A 15864-nucleotide genomic window follows, 5' to 3' on the forward strand; every position below is an offset into this window, starting at 1 on the left:
CAACTACCACTGAAATAGTTGATAAAGTTATTTCTGTTGCTCTCGATTTGATGAATCCTCAACATTTAAAAAATTGGTTCACTAATTGTTGTTACTGTACCTCATAACACCGGGAAGTGCTGTAACATCACAGCTAGTTAATTCAATTCCCTGGATTCAATGATCGGTGCAAATATCCAGCCAAAGTTTTCTGAAACTGCTCAAAACCAAAGGTATCAATAACCTGTTGACGCAAGGATTCGGGTTGATACATTAAAGGATTAGGATATGTACTTTGTAAAATTTGAATAATAGTTTGAGCAATTTCATCTACATCATTAGGATTTACCAATGCCCCTAGTTTACCATGACAAAGCGCGTCCGTAGCACCATCTTGATTACCACCCAAAACAGGTTTACCACAGGCTAGGGCTTCTAAGTAGACAATACCAAATCCTTCTCTTTTACTCGGCATAGCAAAAACATCACAGAGATTGTAGTAATCACACAGTTGTTGATCAGGAATAAATCCAGCTAGAGTTACACAATCTTGTAATCCGAATTGGGTAATTAACTGCTCAATTCTAGTCTGGTCATTTCCTTTACCCACAATAATGTAGTGAACATCGGGAATTTGCTGACGAATTTGAGGAAGTGCTTTGAGAACTTGGTCATAACCCTTATAGCGTTCAACTTCCGCTAGTCGAGCTACAGTTAATACTATAGGTTGTTCGCGCCTTAGTCCATATTTTTCTAATAAATAAGCAGGTTTGGGGACTAGTTGAAAGCGATTGAAATCAAAAGTGTTTGGTAAGATACCAATTTTATTCGGGTCAAGGTTTTGTTCTTTAATCAGGCGATCGCGGGTATAGCCACTAACTGCTAAAATCAGGTCTGCATGATGTAAAGCTGTTTGCAAAGCTGGGTTTTTGATATTCCAGGCTTCGATACCATGGGCAACAGTGCAATAAGGGACATTTGTCAATCGTTTTAGCCAGTAGGCTGCCACGGTAAAATTCAGGTGGCCAGTAATGATTAGATTTGGGCGCTTCCAGATTCCCCAACCAATTAACTGGGCTGCAAATGCAGCTGTTCTCAGTGGTAATGGTATAGATCCAGCAAAGTGAAACCTAGTAGGGGCTAGGGTTGAGAAGTTGGGTGAGGCATTTCTGTCATGCTTAATAAAGATGTCATAGTGAGTGTCAGGGTAGATATTTTGAATGGCTGACAATAAAAAACCACAATATGTTTGAATGCCACCTGTAAATTCAAATATGTTGGGAAACCAGAGGTGAAGCTTATTCTTATTCTTATTCTTATTCATGGGTTTTATTTATTACATATCGCCGCCAAGGCTTCCTTTAAGCCTGCAATTATGCGATCATAACAGTAATCTCTGACAATGATTTTACTTTCTTCTCCCCATTGTTTCAAGCGACAATGATCAGCCATAGCCTCTTTAAGACTAGCAGTAAGAGCCTCTACATTTCCTGCTTCAAAAATCAAACCATTCTTTCTCTGTTTAACCAAATCAGCCGCACAACCAACATGACTGCTAACAATTACAGCACATCCCATACACATCGCTTCATTAATTGCTAACCCCCATGTTTCACCACTACCATAACTAGGCAAAACAAAAACATCACAACTAGCATAAGTACGCGGCATTAGGGATTGATTTTGAAATGGGGCAAAGTAGATTTGATCATTCTGCTTGGCTAACTCTCGCATTTGTGCGTCTAAATTTCCCGACCCAACTAATAGCAAAGAGACTGATTTTAATTGTGCATTAATAAAAGCCTGAATTAAATCCAAAGGACGCTTTTTATGTTCAAATTTCCCAGCAAAAAGGATTACCTGATTTTGGAGAGGGATACCTAATTCCCGTTGCCAAGTTTTTGCTTGACTAGATAGCTCATTAGTCATGGCAGAAAACCGGTGATTATCAATAGCATGGGGAGCGAAGAATAATTTACTCTCTAATACAGAATGATATTTAAAGTATTCATAATTGGCTTTACCAACATATAAACAAGCCGCAAAATTTTGGAAAATTTTGGCAATAAATAGCTTTTTTAGCTGACTTTTAAAATCATTTTTCGCCTGAATTCGATGGGAATCACCACGAAATATTATGGGAATATTGATATTTTTCATCTGCCAAAGAAACCTATAAATACTTGCGTAGTTATAGGAGACTGTCAGGAATATAGCATCTGGTTTAAATGCTAAAACTTGCTGAGTCAAGCTGGGATTTTGCAAGCCAAAGATATGATGAGTGCCTCGATCTTTACTAATATTAGGCACAAATTCAAAATCATAGCCATCTAGTAATGGAATATCCCATTTTAACGATTGCTTAAATCCTGGATCAATCTGATTTGTAATGCCAAAATCCCATAAATAGAATACTTTAATATTAAAATTACAGTCTTCAGCCAGACACCGAAAAAGCGGCGCGTAATACTGAATTGGATGAGATGCAATAATTGCTAAATTTGTCATTGACTAATTTTAACTACCTCAGCAAAGTTAATTCAACTCAGATTTACACGTTAGCCATAACCAAATGTTTTTTCCAAAAAGACGAAGAGCCATGGAATAAACTAATAATAAAATTACTCCTGAAGGAAGTATTTTAACATTAGAAGACTCAAAAAAAACTGCTGAGTTCAATAAAATAGTTGTTGCTGCTGCTAATCCTAGCAAAGGAATTGATCCTAAATTAGTTATAAATCGGTAAAGCCAACCCCAAAAATAGCCCATGGCGAAAATTGGTGCAAACATGAATGGAACACCAAAATCAATGTAACTCTCACCCACATAGCCAATACTAACGGAAGTACCTTTGTCAGCACCACTCACTTGAATACCCGAAAATTCATTTGTGCGTTTGGAATCGTCAAGTATTGGCTTATCGGGAAAAAGAGCGCGGGGAATTAAAGTAAATATTGCCTCCGACCATAGTTTGCCATTTTGATAAGGAACAGCATTAGGTACAGTTCTAATGCTACCTGCGAAAAATCTAAGGTATCCCAAACGAGATAATCCTGAATTAAATCCGTCTTCAAGGTCTTTATCGCTGATTTTACTAAATTCATTAGTATGATAATTTAATCTATCAGCCAAAGAAACCCTCACGGTTTGAGTTTGAGTTCCTTGGTTAACATAGTTACGATAACCTCCCTTAACACTTTGCCAGTAAGTTGTTAATAACAGTAATAGCACCATCAATATTAAAACTTGGGGGCGTAGTAATTGCTTAACTTTAAAACTTGTCGCCCCATATACAACCAACATTACAAAAAGGACTTGCTTAAATCCGCTAAAAAACCCAGTCATCCCAATGATAATTTCTAAGATAACAATGCTTAAAGATAATAAGCCAAATTTAGGATCACGAAATCCATTCCAGAGAATCAAAAAAATAACCAACCAGCGCAAAGACCCCAAAGATAGCAAAAGTTGGGTAAAAGCAGGGTCTCCAAATGCTAGAGAAGTTATTAATGAAGAAAATACGAATGTCCCTAAATATGCTATTGCTAACCTAGAAACTTTTAATTCTGATGCACTTTTTTCTTGATCTATGAAGCTAATTACAGGAGAAGCGCCAACAGCCTGCTTCATACCATAGGCGAGTGCCAGCATAGATAGGATACCTAAATAAAATGCTAAACTTAGTTCTTGACCAAAATTCTGCTTTAGAGTTTCTCCTGCTAAATTAGCAGTAATCACAGGGACAAATACTTGAAGGCTTTGAAAGCTGGCTGCAAATAATAATGCAGGTGGTTCACCAGGGCGCCAAAGCAATGAAAACAAGACTGGCCAAATTAGGCATCCTAAAAATGTTTCGCTGGGATTAGGTGTACTTAGCCCAATAAAAGCCAGCACCAGACAAATTACCCAAAGTATTTTAGTTACAGATATTTTATCTGATTTTGGCCTTAGCAAAGGTCCATTGTTTAGAGAGTAATGTGACATTATTTTTTTTACGTACGTCCTGCATTACAAAATTTAATTTATAGCTTTTGTAAAAATATAGGTTTCAATGTTACTGAGTTCATAAAAATACCCGGTAAGTGGGAAACTCAGTCACTTCAGTGCTGAGAGGGAAACGACTCGTGCGGTTTTAACCGCCTTGAATATTTTTTCATTACCGCCTTGGAGTTGGTAAATTCGGTGTACTTTTGTAATGTACTTTCAACGGGACAATTACCGATTCAAAATTCCCAACTCTGTACGCATAATGTGTTGCTCCGAAGAGCCTCCCATTTCTGGGGTAATGTTAGCTTCGTCAATGTTTTAAGAGCTTTTTAAACTTGCAACACTGTTTCAGGGACTTTAAAAGTGTTTAATTGCAAATGACAGAGCAGGGAACTAGCTACGCATTCCGGGGTGTCGTGACTCAAAAAACGTAGTCAGTGAAGACTTAGACTGGTCAGTACAGCTTGCAATTTCTTACAAGCTCAGTCCCTTTAGGGCTGAGTTACTGACACTCAGGAAGTTCTAGTCCAGTTTTGCATAAATCACAATTTTTTTTTGCATATTTTAGGTTTTACCTTGATTTTGGATTAGCTGACTGATCAAAAATTTTACACAAAGTCCGTGTCATTTGTCTAGCGGTATAAGGCTCAAATGCTTGCCAATCTGTTGTTTCTGAAAGTCCGTAGACTAGAGAATTAAGTAACCATTCTATTCCTTGTCTAAGGATATCATAAATTTCTATATTGGTTAAATTAGTAAAAGTTACGGTATAGCCCGCTTGACATTCTTTAATTACATTAACGACAAGACTCTGTTCGTGCAAAATTGCTAAGATGGGCTTCTGAGCAAGGATACATGGATAGACTTTAGATGCAGAATAACTGGGATCATCAGAACCAATTATTAAAATCCCATGACTATCTTTTAAAACTTGCAAGGCTTCAAAGTAAGGGATACGTTGTGGATATTCAGTTATTATATCCTCTAAATTATAAGATTTGGCCATCGCCTCTATTTCCTTATTGTTGTCAAAAATTGAATATTTCGTGCCAACAAAATGAATTTTAATTTTTTGCCAAATTTCGGGATTGTGCTGACGATGTTTTTGAATTGCTAAGAAAAGGACATTCAGGCTCAAAGCCATATCTTTACCACCTCTACCCACATAAACCCAATGTTGATAACCATCATCAGGAGCAAATATTTTCTGTTGGATATTCAGTTTAGGTAATATCTCAAAATCTTTCTCAGGTGCGCCGAAGGGGAGAACAGAAAACTGCTCTTTTTTTAGCCAGGAATATCGCTGCATTAATACTTTGGGATATTCTGGTGAAACACTGGTTATATGACAGGCTTTAGCCAAAGTCAAGGGTTCTAAAATCTTAGCAAAAGACTGGGCGACTGCATATTTTAGTTTGCCACCAGGGGGAGTGTTTTGAGTGCGATCATAATAATCACTTAACCAAGGATCTTGAAAGTCTAAAATATAAGGAATTTTATATTTCTCTAGCCAGTAGCGACCAAGGGGCATGGTCAAAAAAACTGTATTTGAGAAATAAACTAAATCAAAATAATTTTTTTCAAAATATTTAGCTGTTGCTTTTATCAAAAAAGGTATGCTTCTAAAACCTAAATTTCCCAGCTTTAATTTTCTAGATAGTTTCGGAGAAATAGCCGATGCTCGAATAACTTCAATGTTTGCTGGAACCGTCAAATTCAGGTTGGGATCATATATTCCTTCGATAAAATCAGGTTCGATACATAGAACAGTTACATCCCATCCAAATTCTTCAAAGTATGGCAGTGCCATTCTAATGCGCTGATGATCCGCAGCGTTAATTGGTGGGAAATGGGGGCTAACAATAAGAACTCGATGATTCATTTAATTACTTATAAGTATATAAATAGCTAATATAAAACTAAAAAAAGTTGATTATATGATAACATCAAAAATCAACTCCTAATACTTGATATTTGGGAGCAGTTTTAACCCGATCTGTAATTTTAGAGATAAATTCCGAATCCATAAATAGTTATTACTTAAATGATTAGGTGCCGAGGTCTTTAATTCTCTCTTAAATGGATCCTAACTAGCAGATTGAAAGCCAGATTCTCCTAGGGTGTTCTCAATTTCGGGATCAACGGTTTCTAATAGAACAGCGAGTACAGAATCAGCCGTTAAAATTTTGCGCGATAATTACAGCAGTTTCCGATTTTATGAAGTACAGATATTAATAATAAAACTCTTGTGGTGCGGGCATCTTGCCCGCACAAAGTGTACTTCACTCAAAGCTACTTGCTGTATTTTCATTCCTAAAATCAGCAACGCCTTTAAGTCTTTGTTATTGAGCTACTGCAATCATCGCAAAAGCACCGCCTTTTGATAATTCTGAAAAATAAGGAAGCATCCGAATTAAAGCAAATAATCCTAAAAAAGCTAATAAGTTTCATTTTTTTGATTTTTTAATTTCATACCCCAATTCAGCAACGCCAAAAAATTTTAACGGTTGTTGTTGTTTAGTAACAACTACTAAACAAAATTTTAACGACACGCAGAAAATTTACAGTCCTACTTAACTATGAGCAAATTATTAGTCAATGTGCAGACTTAAAACATATATGATTTTGTCTTAAACCTCAAATTCACAAGAATTTGCTCATGTAAAGTTGTTGATATTGCTCAACAATTACATCAGATGAAAAGTATTCTATCGCTCGTTGACGACAATCATGACGATCAATCTGATCTAACTGATGCACTTTATTAACTGCGTCATCAATGGAAGTGATCAAATAACCATCAACTCCTTCTCGGACAATTTCCGGCAATGAGCCTCTTGGACAAGAGATTACGGGAGTACCACAGGCTAAAGCTTCAGCAAAGACAATGCCAAAAGGCTCATCCCATTCTATGGGAACAAGCATAGCTGAGGCTTGACCTAATAAATTATTTTTCTGCTCATCATTGACTGTTCCTATGTATTCAATTCTATTTTTTCCTAGCTGTGGCTCTATTTCTTTTCGCCAATACTTTCCCTCCTCACCGGTTTGGCTATAGTTACCTGCAATGATGAGTTTTTTATCGCATTTTTTGGCGATCGCAATTGCTGTATGCGCACCTTTAATCCGCTCAATCCGGCTTAAAAAAACTAAGGGTGCATCCGCATCTACCTTTCCTTGAAATGTGTATTTCTCCGGTTCAACACAGTTATAAATTGTTTGCCAAGTTCCGCCTGCATTGCGCCCGATTTTGCAAATACTATCACTGCAACCTGTAAAAGTGAGAGATTTACCCGCAATTTGCGCGGCTAGTTTGACAGTGCGATCGCTTGGCCGGCGCTGATACGACATAATTTTGGGTAAAGGCGATCGCAGAATTGGCAGCATATAGAAAATGCGCGAAAAACTATGGACAACATCAGGTTTAAATGACTTGACTGCTGACCATAGGGTGATCATATTTTGTAATGTGTCGAGCTTGTTTTGCGATCGCATTCCTCCCCAAGGAAACAGTTTAGATACAGATGATGTTGATTCAGGATGAGCGACAAGAGCCACTTCATGACCACGATTTTGCAGCCCTGCAACTAATAAATCAACAATCCGTTCAATACCACCATAGAGTTTTGGCGGTACTGGTAATTCAGGATCAGCGGTGAGTAATATTTTCATTAAATTGGGTTAAATAGAATGAATAACTCTTAATTTTGCTGGGTTTAGTAAATTTAATCATTAACAAAATCAGGTTGTATGTACAAAGCATTTGCAAAACCTAGATATTCTTTTTTATCTCCCCAGCGAAATTGATCATAAAAGCCGCAAAGCCAAAAACCTTGTTTTTCCAAATAGTCATTGATCTCACTAAAGTGTTGCATATCGCGATCTCCTCTTCTAAATCCCACCTCTGTATAAATAAAGTGGATACGTTTATCTCGCAGCAAAGTTTCTGCACCTAATAGCACCTCCATTTCCCAACCTTGCACATCCATTTTGAGAAAATCAATATATCTAATATTCTCAGCGATTGAAAATCTATCAATAGTCTCTAATATAATTTTTTCTTCACCTATTTTGCTGTCTTCACGCGGTCCGTTGGCAATAATTGTGTTTAGTTGAGAATCATGATGAAGAACAATGTTTGCAAAGCCATTAACGCTGCCAATGCCTTTTTGAATACAATGGACATTTGAACGATGGGAAAACTTAGAAGACAAAGTTTTAAAACTTGTACTCACTGGTTCAAAACAGTAGATTTGTGATTTAGGAAAATACTGTAATAAGCCCGTTGCCGTTTGTCCTACATTGGCGCCTACGTCAAGCAAGACCTTTAAATCTTTTTTCTGCGAGAATCTTTGAATGTCATAAAAAACACTTATACTACGCGGAAAATATCGAGTTAGGGGAAATGCTTGACTGCTCAAGACGGCGTTTAAAACTGAGTTCAATGTGCTGCCGACATACCATCTTAAATTCATGGGTTTAGATTACTCCATTATTTGTTTACTGTTATTTGATGTCTCCAGTCATTTAAAGGCTTTTCAATTAATTGATAAAATATGAAACTTACACTAATTGCTACTAACCAACCAAGCATTTGCAACATTAGCATCATTGGACTTTCAATCGGCACAAATCTCGAACCTAGATTAATTAACCTAGATTAATTACTCTTCCCCCAAATGGAACATGGAGCAAATAGAGGGAATACGATATTTTAGTGACAGAGCAATTTCACGGGCAGATCACAGTTTAATGAACTTCTAACCAGTCTATCAGGTCTTGTAACTGAGAAAAATCTAATAAACTTTCTCCCAAAATTTCTAACTTAGTAGTTGGTAACTTCTGGATTTTTTGTGTAATGGAAAATTCTATTTCCCCAAACCTCTTAGTCAGTTGACGCAAGACAAGGGCGGACTCCCCTTGTTGCAATCCTTGTTGCAATCCTTGTTGCAATCCTTGTTGCAATCCTTGTTGCAATCCTTGTTGCAATCCTTGTTGCAATCCTTGTTGTTCTCCTTGCTGTAATCCTTCCTTCAGAATTTCTTCATACCACGGTGATTCTCTTAACACTGTCATATCCCACCTCATGATTTGTTGAATTAAGGGAATATCTAAAACAAAACTAGCAAAGAATGATAATAACGGCTCTAAGTCTTTTAGCTGTTCATCTTTCCGCAGTTCTCTTACTGCAAGACGGAGGTTATTTTCACTGTTCCCACCCTGGAGAATTGGCACAAAGGGCAATAGGGTAGATATTTTTTGCTCAAACACTAGGTTAACATCTACTTCCCACAGGTTGATAACTTGATAATCTTGATAAGCCTTTATCCCTAATATCTCTGATTCATAGCGATTGGGGATTATTTGTTTAGTGCTTTGGGGGAGGATGTTAATGAGAACTGGGTATACTTTTAAGTTGTAACGCTCTTCTGCTAGGGCTGTGTAAGCTCGCAGTCGCCGGGGCATTCTCTGGTTGTAACGCAGTTGTAGTTCGTTAAGTAGTAAAAATTCTCCTATTTCTGGGCTGTACACTTTGAGTAAAACGTCACTTTCTCTCTCTATCCACTGAAATTCTGTGTTGAGGATGTCTTGTACTTCCAGATGGGAACGTTGGGTAATCCACTGTACCCATGTATTAGGTGCCAGACTGATTAATCTTTTACTGCCTATATCTGCTTTTTTTGCCACTGGTTTTATGTGGGTAAAATAATAAAAATTGAGGTTTTAATTTTTTAGATAGCCAAAACTTTCTTAATGTTTTTTAAAAATATTTGCTGCTCAATGTCCCAGTTATAACGTTCTGTAACAAGTTTGTATACCTTTGCTTTAGCATTAAATAATTTTTGAGGATCGGATAGAAAATTATCAAGACTTTGAGCGATTCCTAAGGAGTTGTCAATATCGATCAATATTACAGCTTCATTTAATTCCTTCGCTAAATTTTCTTGAGCAGTTGTTTTGCTCAAAATAATGGGCAATCCTGCTAATAGATAAGTAAAAATTTTATTTGTTAGACAGATAGACCGATTTAATGGTTGATTTAGCTCTATGGATAAACCGATATCATAATCCGATGCTAGTCGAGCCATTTCAGATGGCGGGGCTGAGGGTAACAGGTGGATGCGATCCCCTACTCCCGCTTGATGAGCTAATTGTGTTAACACCTCTGTGTACCCCCCAGTAGGCATACCTCTTAAATACAAGTCTACAGGGGTTTTCATTTGTCCCATAGCATAAATTATGGATTCAATCCCTCTGTTAGCACCAATGGTTTGGGAAAACCAGTACAGGGAAAATCGTTCTTTCCTGTTGATTTTTTCAATTTTTATGGGAGCTTCTGACAAAGGAAATACATTCAAAATTGGCTCAATCTCAACCTCATAACGTTCCCTGTAAGCAGAAGCAATCATCGGTGAAGCCGCAGTTAAATAATCACAACTGGGTAATAATGTCCGCTCAATGTAGTCTCTTATGGCAATTTCCAGCTTATTATCGGATATTTCAGCTAACTCCCCCACATGAAAATCTTCAGCATCAAAACCCAACTTAGCATGATGTCTGTGAGCCGCGATCGCTGACGCAGGTAAGGCCGCCAAGCAGTGAGCAATATATAAATCCGCCGGTTGGGCGATCGCTACTTGAGCTAGTGAGTCAGACATCGGACTATGCGCCCACATAGCAATATGTATATTTTTTACCCCAAATTGAAAAGCAGCCCTCGCTAGTTTTTGCTTGAGTTTGCGCCATATATAAACGGGACGAGTTCCTAAACCCACGAGATCGCAAGTCCAAGTCACTGATGAGAGCAGAGACTGATCTAAAGGACGGACAAATGGAGCAGTATCGCCAGCAACAACGCGCACGTCGTAGCCAGCGTTGATTAACGAATTAGCTTCTTTAACAAGACGGGGATTAGAGGCAATATGACCGGGGCTAACTAAACAAACTTTTTTCATCTAAACCTCCAGGAGACCCCCACCAAAACTGTACTCAGTTTGGTGATGGGAGGAAAAGTGTGCGGTGTGCGGTGTGCGGTGTGCGGGGTTGGTTGTTGGTGGCATAGTATTGAATTTGGGTAATTAGGAAAAGTGTGCGGTGTGCGGTGTGCGGTGTGCGGGGTTGGTTGTTGGTGGCATAGTATTGAATTTGGGTAATTAAGTATTCTCTGGTTTCGTAACCAGCTAAAGTTCCCTGCTGATATTCCTTACCTTGAATATCAGGATTAGCCATTAACTGCATATCAAACCTGACTAATTCTTGACTAATAGCCTCAATTGGTGCGAGTTTACGCAATCTTTCAACCCAAGTTTTAATATTCTCAATTCGACTTTGTAGGCTCGGTGCTAACCATCCTTCTGGACGGGTTCTATTCAAAAACCTTGGTTGTCTGTAACGAGTTTTTCTGGCGCGTCTAGAACGTCTTAATTGTCTTCTAGAAGTTAAAGCATCTCTAATTGCAACGCCTCTATGTTTTAATTCAGCAGCAAATACAACCTTGCCAGTTGAATCGTTAACTAATGCCATTCCCGTGAATTTTGCACCAGGGTCAATCTTTAATCTTAGGGGTGATATTGGGGAGTCAGGACGCGATTTTTTGAGAATAATTGTGAACGGAAACTGTCTAAATATTGCTGCTTTTTTGTTTCTCAATAACTGTCTAGCCTGTGCTGAATGAATTGGATCTAGTGGTCTTTTTTTAGTGTCTAAAACAAATACTTTGGACATGAAGTCCCTCCTTGCGGGTAATGTTAGCCTAGACAAAGATTTAAAGGCTTTTTACGCTAACAGCACTGGATTAACCCAATAAGCCTGTTTAACTGTTAACCTCATGGCTACAAACTGGCTACGTATTTGTAGGTGAGATGACCTGAAAATCGTAGTGATTTAACACTTAGTCGGGTAAACTCTGGGCTTTAAAAGCCCCCACTTACCCTAAAGGAAGTGGTGGGTAATTTACATTGCATATCCAGACTTTAGCAATCCATCATTTATGCTCTCAATTAATTTAGAGCGATAGTCTGACCATTGCCACTTAGCGGCTGTGTCTAAAGCGGCTTGACGCATTGCATTAACCTCCTGTCGATGGGTAATGCACCAGTCCATGATCTCAGCCAAAGCTAAAGCATTCCCCGCAGGGATAATAAATCCATTTTTGCCATGCTGAATTAAGTCAGAAGCTCCAGCCCGATCAGTTGCAATTACTGGCAATCCTTGAGCAAAAGCCTCAGTGACAACCATACCAAAACCATCACATAATGTCGGAAAGACGAAAACATCAGATTGATGATAGATTTCGTATAGTTGCGATCGCGGTACAGTTCCAGAAATGGTTATTGAGTCAGGTATATTTTGGAGCAGTTTTTCAGGTAATCCCATTGCTCCCAATACTTGCAGAGAAGCATTAGCTGGATTAAGTTGTTTCCAAGCTTCTAACAAATAATGCGCTCCTTTGCGAATGCTAAACGTCCCCGCCCACAAAAACCGTATCGGCTGGTCAATGGTCGTACCACCTAAAGCTCCATCTACGCGAGGTGGGGGCGCTCCATAGGGGACGACTGCAACTTTGCTAACATCAAGTCCCGAAGTTCTATAGGAATTCTTTGTAAACTCAGAATTAGCAATTACTAAATTAGCTAAGTTCCACTCATTTATGCGTAGTTGAGTCCTTTCTTCATGCTTTTTTTGCACTTTTTCACGATAAGGCGTAAGAAGTTCCGGAAATTTATCTAATTCTTTTCTTAAAATTTGATGAACAAAGTCATGCTCTGGAGCAGGTACATCATAAACTCGAAATTTATTTAAATGCTTGGCTGTTTGAAAGGATTTTAGACTACAAGTCTCATATCCGTATATTGCATCAATAGCTGTATCAGATTTCTTAACTAAGTCAGCAACCCAGTTAGAGTAATAGCCTAACTCTGCTTTTTCCCATATAAAATCTGAAAAACTGCCATCACGATCAATTTTTCTGGCTACTAAACTTACAATTTCTCCCCAAGGATTATTAACTACTACTTCTAAAGGAAATTCTTTGATAGAACGTCTTTGTAGTTGACTAGCTAAATCTATATTGACTGTTTTTGCTAACTGACAAATTACCTTTCGCCAATTTGCCTCTGGGTAATCTGTTAAAGTTGTAGCAAATTTCTCCAGCATATTTGCTTCCCATAAGGCGTGGCCAACTTGCTGCACAAAAGGAGCGACACTAGGATGAGAAAGTAAAAACTTCATTGTATTCTGATTTAAATTACACAGTATTGTGATGTAAAATGCAATTATACTGACACTATATATTAGGTGTATTAAACAAACCCTATAAAATATCAAGTATAGTGATAGAATGTCAAGTATAGTGATTTGGGAGATTCTATATTAGTATATGCATCATAATTCAGCAACGATTAACGACTGTGGGTTTGTGTATGTGGCTACTGGAGAAGGTTATGTCAGAGAAGCTTTAGTTGCCATTTCGTCTTTACGCCAACATCATCCATCTTCAAAAGTGTGTCTAGTTACCGATAAGCAACCCAAAGATTCATCATTGTTCGATGATGTAATCGTGGTCGATCCAGAAAATGTTTTATTTTCACCAGTTGATAAACTATTGGCGACTCTTTGTCCCTATAAAAAAGCCATTTTTTTAGATACAGACACTTTTGTAGTTGATAACTTAGAAGAACTATTTAGAATATTAGATTGTTTTGAAATTGCATTACTTCCAGAGACAAAACGAGGGTGGGATTATGATATGCCCGATGTACCAACACCTTTTGCCGAGTTTAATACAGGTGTAATTGTATTTCGTAACGATGAACGTATAAAGATGTTTTTCGATAGATGGAGGGATGCTTACATGGAGTTAAAAGAAAGCCAAGGATTGATTAACGATCAAGCCAGCTTTCGGAGAGTACTATTCAACTCTGATATTCGAGTTGCCCCCTTACCTAGCGAGTACCATTTCTTAGGTAATACTGAAAACTATATCATGTGGAAAGCTAAAATTATCCATGCAAGAGGAAATTTGTCCGTGATCGAATCTCAAGTTAATAAATATCTTGGCTGCCGAGTCTATATTCCTGATGTTGGAAAATTACAAGGTTTTCAAGGAAAGAGCGTTTGGTTCAAGCGCCTTATCAATTTTTTCTTTCGCGGAATTCGTCTGCTTTTTGTGAAACCTACTGATTCAGCAGGAATGAATCCAGGCAAATGGTGGCTAAAGGAAAAACGAAGCTAACTAAGACGGCGTTGCTGATTTCGGGTATGATTTTTATTTATTAGCGATAGCTTCGCTCGCCGTAGGCATCACTAAACTATTACATGGCCAGTACTTCAGATTATTAGATTTATATTTTCATACCTTGATTCAGCAACGCCACTAAGACTTATTAAATATTAAAAAATTATAAGCTTCCTCTTCTTTTTTCTTTGCTTGCAAAACGAGCAATGAAGAGATCGGTCTTCTGATTAAAGTCAAAATAAACCTTAACTTTAGATTTAAAGGTGCGTATCTCCAGAGCAAAATGGCTTCAGGAAATAACATTCCTGTAAAGAGTAAAGAGGTATAGAGATATTTTTGAGTAGTCAAAGCTCTTTTCCATAATGAATTTGCTAGTTGGTTACGCTCAGAAATAGGAGCAAGTACAAAAGCAGAACCAATCAACAGAGCTTGATAACTTCCCCATTTAGAATTAACAGTATATCTATAGGAATTTATAGTCTCAGCGTAGTTAACAAGTGGTTTATGGACTAACAAGATAGGATGAGGGATGACTCGTTCTCGGAAATGTTCGGTTACATCTATTGGAATAGATTTAGGTGTTTGCCACTTGGATGAATTTTTTGTTTTCCAAAACATAGAGCTATTGCAAATTTTGGCAGAGCCACATTTATCTAATATGTCATATTTAAATAGATCAAATTCATCATCATTTTGCCAAATAGTTACACCTGTATCTATCCAATCTCCTTCTTTCTGCTCTTTCCAGATTTTTTCATTTGCACAGGCAATATCAATGTGGGGGAACTTATTCATAGCAAAAATCATATACTCTAAAAAGTTCTCTTCATACCAGTTGTCGTCTTCTAACAAACAAGCATAAGTAGTGGCTGAGGATCGAAAAGCATAATTAAAGTTCTCTGTTCCTCCTCGATGAATTGAAGGAGATGATAAAAATATTCTAGGGTCATTCAAGCTGTTAATCAATTCAATAACCTTGTCATCCAGAGGATCATCATTTATGACTTCAGCAATCCATCCCTGATAAGTTTGATTGATTAAACTTTTCAAAGCTCTAACAAGAAGATGAGGTCTTCTGTATGTCACAACATGTATTTTTACAGAATGTTTGTTCATTTTACGAAATACTATGGTATCGAAGGTTTATTGCTTTGAGAAAAGTACATTAAAATAAGAAAGTCTTGTAGGATTTCTCCAAATTACCTGATCGTAAATAGCAGTAATTTTGAAATTATAATTTTCTAAATATCTGTTTAAAGTATTGAGATTAGTATGAAATTTATCATCAGATTGAATTGTTGATTCAGCCAAAATCAATTTTATTTTATTATTCTTTAAACTCTGTTCTGCCCCTTTTAAAACTTGTAACTCATAGCCTTCTGTATCAATTTTTAGCAGATCAATATTATCAATCTTAGAAGACAATAAAAAATCATCAATAGTCTTTACAGAGATAATTTCGGTATTTATTGAATTTTCAGACAATTCTATATTATTCAATGAATGAGTTTGAGAGTCTGATTGAAGCTGAATTTTACAGCAGTTTCCGAAGTTATGAGGTACAGTTAGTAATAATAAAGATAATACTGTCATGAAAGCATATTCAGTGGATCTCCGAGAAAAAATAGTTGCAGCCCATATTGAGGAAAAAATATCAATTC

13 protein-coding genes are annotated in these 15864 nt (G+C 37.4%); 1 reads left to right on the forward strand and 12 read right to left on the reverse strand.

The window, feature by feature from the left end; all coding sequences use genetic code 11:
* Positions 1-142 precede the first annotated feature (142 nt).
* From FFO06_RS19385 to FFO06_RS19430, 10 genes are all read right to left on the reverse strand, one after another.
* Positions 143-1303 carry a glycosyltransferase gene (locus FFO06_RS19385; protein ID WP_137909496.1) on the reverse strand — a complete coding sequence of 387 codons (1161 nt, stop codon included), beginning with the start codon at positions 1301-1303 and terminating at the stop codon, positions 143-145.
* A 5-nt stretch (positions 1304-1308) separates the two neighbouring features.
* Positions 1309-2487, reverse strand: coding sequence for a glycosyltransferase family 4 protein (locus FFO06_RS19390; RefSeq protein ID WP_137909497.1), 1179 nt, complete (start codon positions 2485-2487; stop codon positions 1309-1311).
* Between the two features lie 27 nt (positions 2488-2514).
* Positions 2515-3963, reverse strand: coding sequence for a DUF8712 domain-containing protein (locus FFO06_RS19395; protein ID WP_137909498.1), 1449 nt, complete (start codon positions 3961-3963; stop codon positions 2515-2517).
* Between the two features lie 574 nt (positions 3964-4537).
* Positions 4538-5848 carry a glycosyltransferase family protein gene (locus FFO06_RS19400; protein ID WP_137909499.1) on the reverse strand — a complete coding sequence of 437 codons (1311 nt, stop codon included), beginning with the start codon at positions 5846-5848 and terminating at the stop codon, positions 4538-4540.
* Between the two features lie 761 nt (positions 5849-6609).
* Entirely contained in the window at positions 6610-7638 is a 1029-nt protein-coding gene (locus tag FFO06_RS19405; RefSeq protein WP_137909500.1) for a glycosyltransferase, read from the reverse strand.
* A gap of 53 nt (positions 7639-7691) precedes the next feature.
* Positions 7692-8441, reverse strand: coding sequence for an FkbM family methyltransferase (locus tag FFO06_RS19410; RefSeq protein ID WP_137909501.1), 750 nt, complete (start codon positions 8439-8441; stop codon positions 7692-7694).
* Between the two features lie 274 nt (positions 8442-8715).
* A complete protein-coding gene (locus FFO06_RS19415) occupies positions 8716-9654 on the reverse strand; it encodes a DUF4351 domain-containing protein (protein ID WP_137909502.1) in 939 nt (312 codons plus the stop codon).
* Between the two features lie 44 nt (positions 9655-9698).
* On the reverse strand, positions 9699-10922 hold the full coding sequence (locus FFO06_RS19420; RefSeq protein ID WP_137909503.1) for a glycosyltransferase family protein: 1224 nt from the start codon (positions 10920-10922) through the stop codon (positions 9699-9701).
* 34 nt (positions 10923-10956) lie between these two features.
* A complete protein-coding gene (gene iscB / locus FFO06_RS19425; protein WP_268904645.1) occupies positions 10957-11691 on the reverse strand; it encodes an RNA-guided endonuclease IscB in 735 nt (244 codons plus the stop codon).
* 228 nt (positions 11692-11919) lie between these two features.
* Entirely contained in the window at positions 11920-13197 is a 1278-nt protein-coding gene (locus tag FFO06_RS19430) for a glycosyltransferase family 4 protein (RefSeq protein WP_137909504.1), read from the reverse strand.
* Between the two features lie 193 nt (positions 13198-13390).
* Here FFO06_RS19430 and FFO06_RS19435 point away from each other — a divergent pair, with 193 nt between their 5' ends.
* Positions 13391-14200, forward strand: a complete 810-nt coding sequence (locus tag FFO06_RS19435; RefSeq protein ID WP_162501215.1) for a glycosyltransferase — start codon at positions 13391-13393, stop codon at positions 14198-14200.
* Positions 14201-14341: 141 nt separating this feature from the next.
* On the opposite strand, the gene FFO06_RS19440 is transcribed toward FFO06_RS19435, so the two are convergent.
* A complete protein-coding gene (locus FFO06_RS19440; RefSeq protein WP_137909506.1) occupies positions 14342-15319 on the reverse strand; it encodes a glycosyltransferase family 2 protein in 978 nt (325 codons plus the stop codon).
* A 27-nt stretch (positions 15320-15346) separates the two neighbouring features.
* Positions 15347-15864, reverse strand: a 518-nt coding sequence (locus tag FFO06_RS19445) for an FkbM family methyltransferase (RefSeq protein ID WP_236097190.1), incomplete at its 5' end; no start/stop codon positions are given.

The organism is Dolichospermum planctonicum (genome assembly GCF_005402965.1).
Classification (GTDB): domain Bacteria; phylum Cyanobacteriota; class Cyanobacteriia; order Cyanobacteriales; family Nostocaceae; genus Dolichospermum; species Dolichospermum planctonicum.

Bases quoted from the DNA above. Each gene is read 5' to 3' on its own strand.
- FFO06_RS19440 (WP_137909506.1), bottom strand. From the start codon at position 15,319: ATGAACAAACATTCTGTAAAAATACATGTTGTGACATACAGAAGACCT.
- FFO06_RS19420 (WP_137909503.1), bottom strand. From the start codon at position 10,922: ATGAAAAAAGTTTGTTTAGTTAGCCCCGGTCATATTGCCTCTAATCCC.
- FFO06_RS19400 (WP_137909499.1), bottom strand. From the start codon at position 5,848: ATGAATCATCGAGTTCTTATTGTTAGCCCCCATTTCCCACCAATTAAC.
- FFO06_RS19405 (WP_137909500.1), bottom strand. From the start codon at position 7,638: ATGAAAATATTACTCACCGCTGATCCTGAATTACCAGTACCGCCAAAA.
- FFO06_RS19390 (WP_137909497.1), bottom strand. From the start codon at position 2,487: ATGACAAATTTAGCAATTATTGCATCTCATCCAATTCAGTATTACGCG.
- FFO06_RS19430 (WP_137909504.1), bottom strand. From the start codon at position 13,197: ATGAAGTTTTTACTTTCTCATCCTAGTGTCGCTCCTTTTGTGCAGCAA.
- FFO06_RS19385 (WP_137909496.1), bottom strand. From the start codon at position 1,303: ATGAATAAGAATAAGAATAAGAATAAGCTTCACCTCTGGTTTCCCAAC.
- FFO06_RS19395 (WP_137909498.1), bottom strand. From the start codon at position 3,963: ATGTCACATTACTCTCTAAACAATGGACCTTTGCTAAGGCCAAAATCA.
- FFO06_RS19410 (WP_137909501.1), bottom strand. From the start codon at position 8,441: ATGAATTTAAGATGGTATGTCGGCAGCACATTGAACTCAGTTTTAAAC.
- iscB (WP_268904645.1), bottom strand. From the start codon at position 11,691: ATGTCCAAAGTATTTGTTTTAGACACTAAAAAAAGACCACTAGATCCA.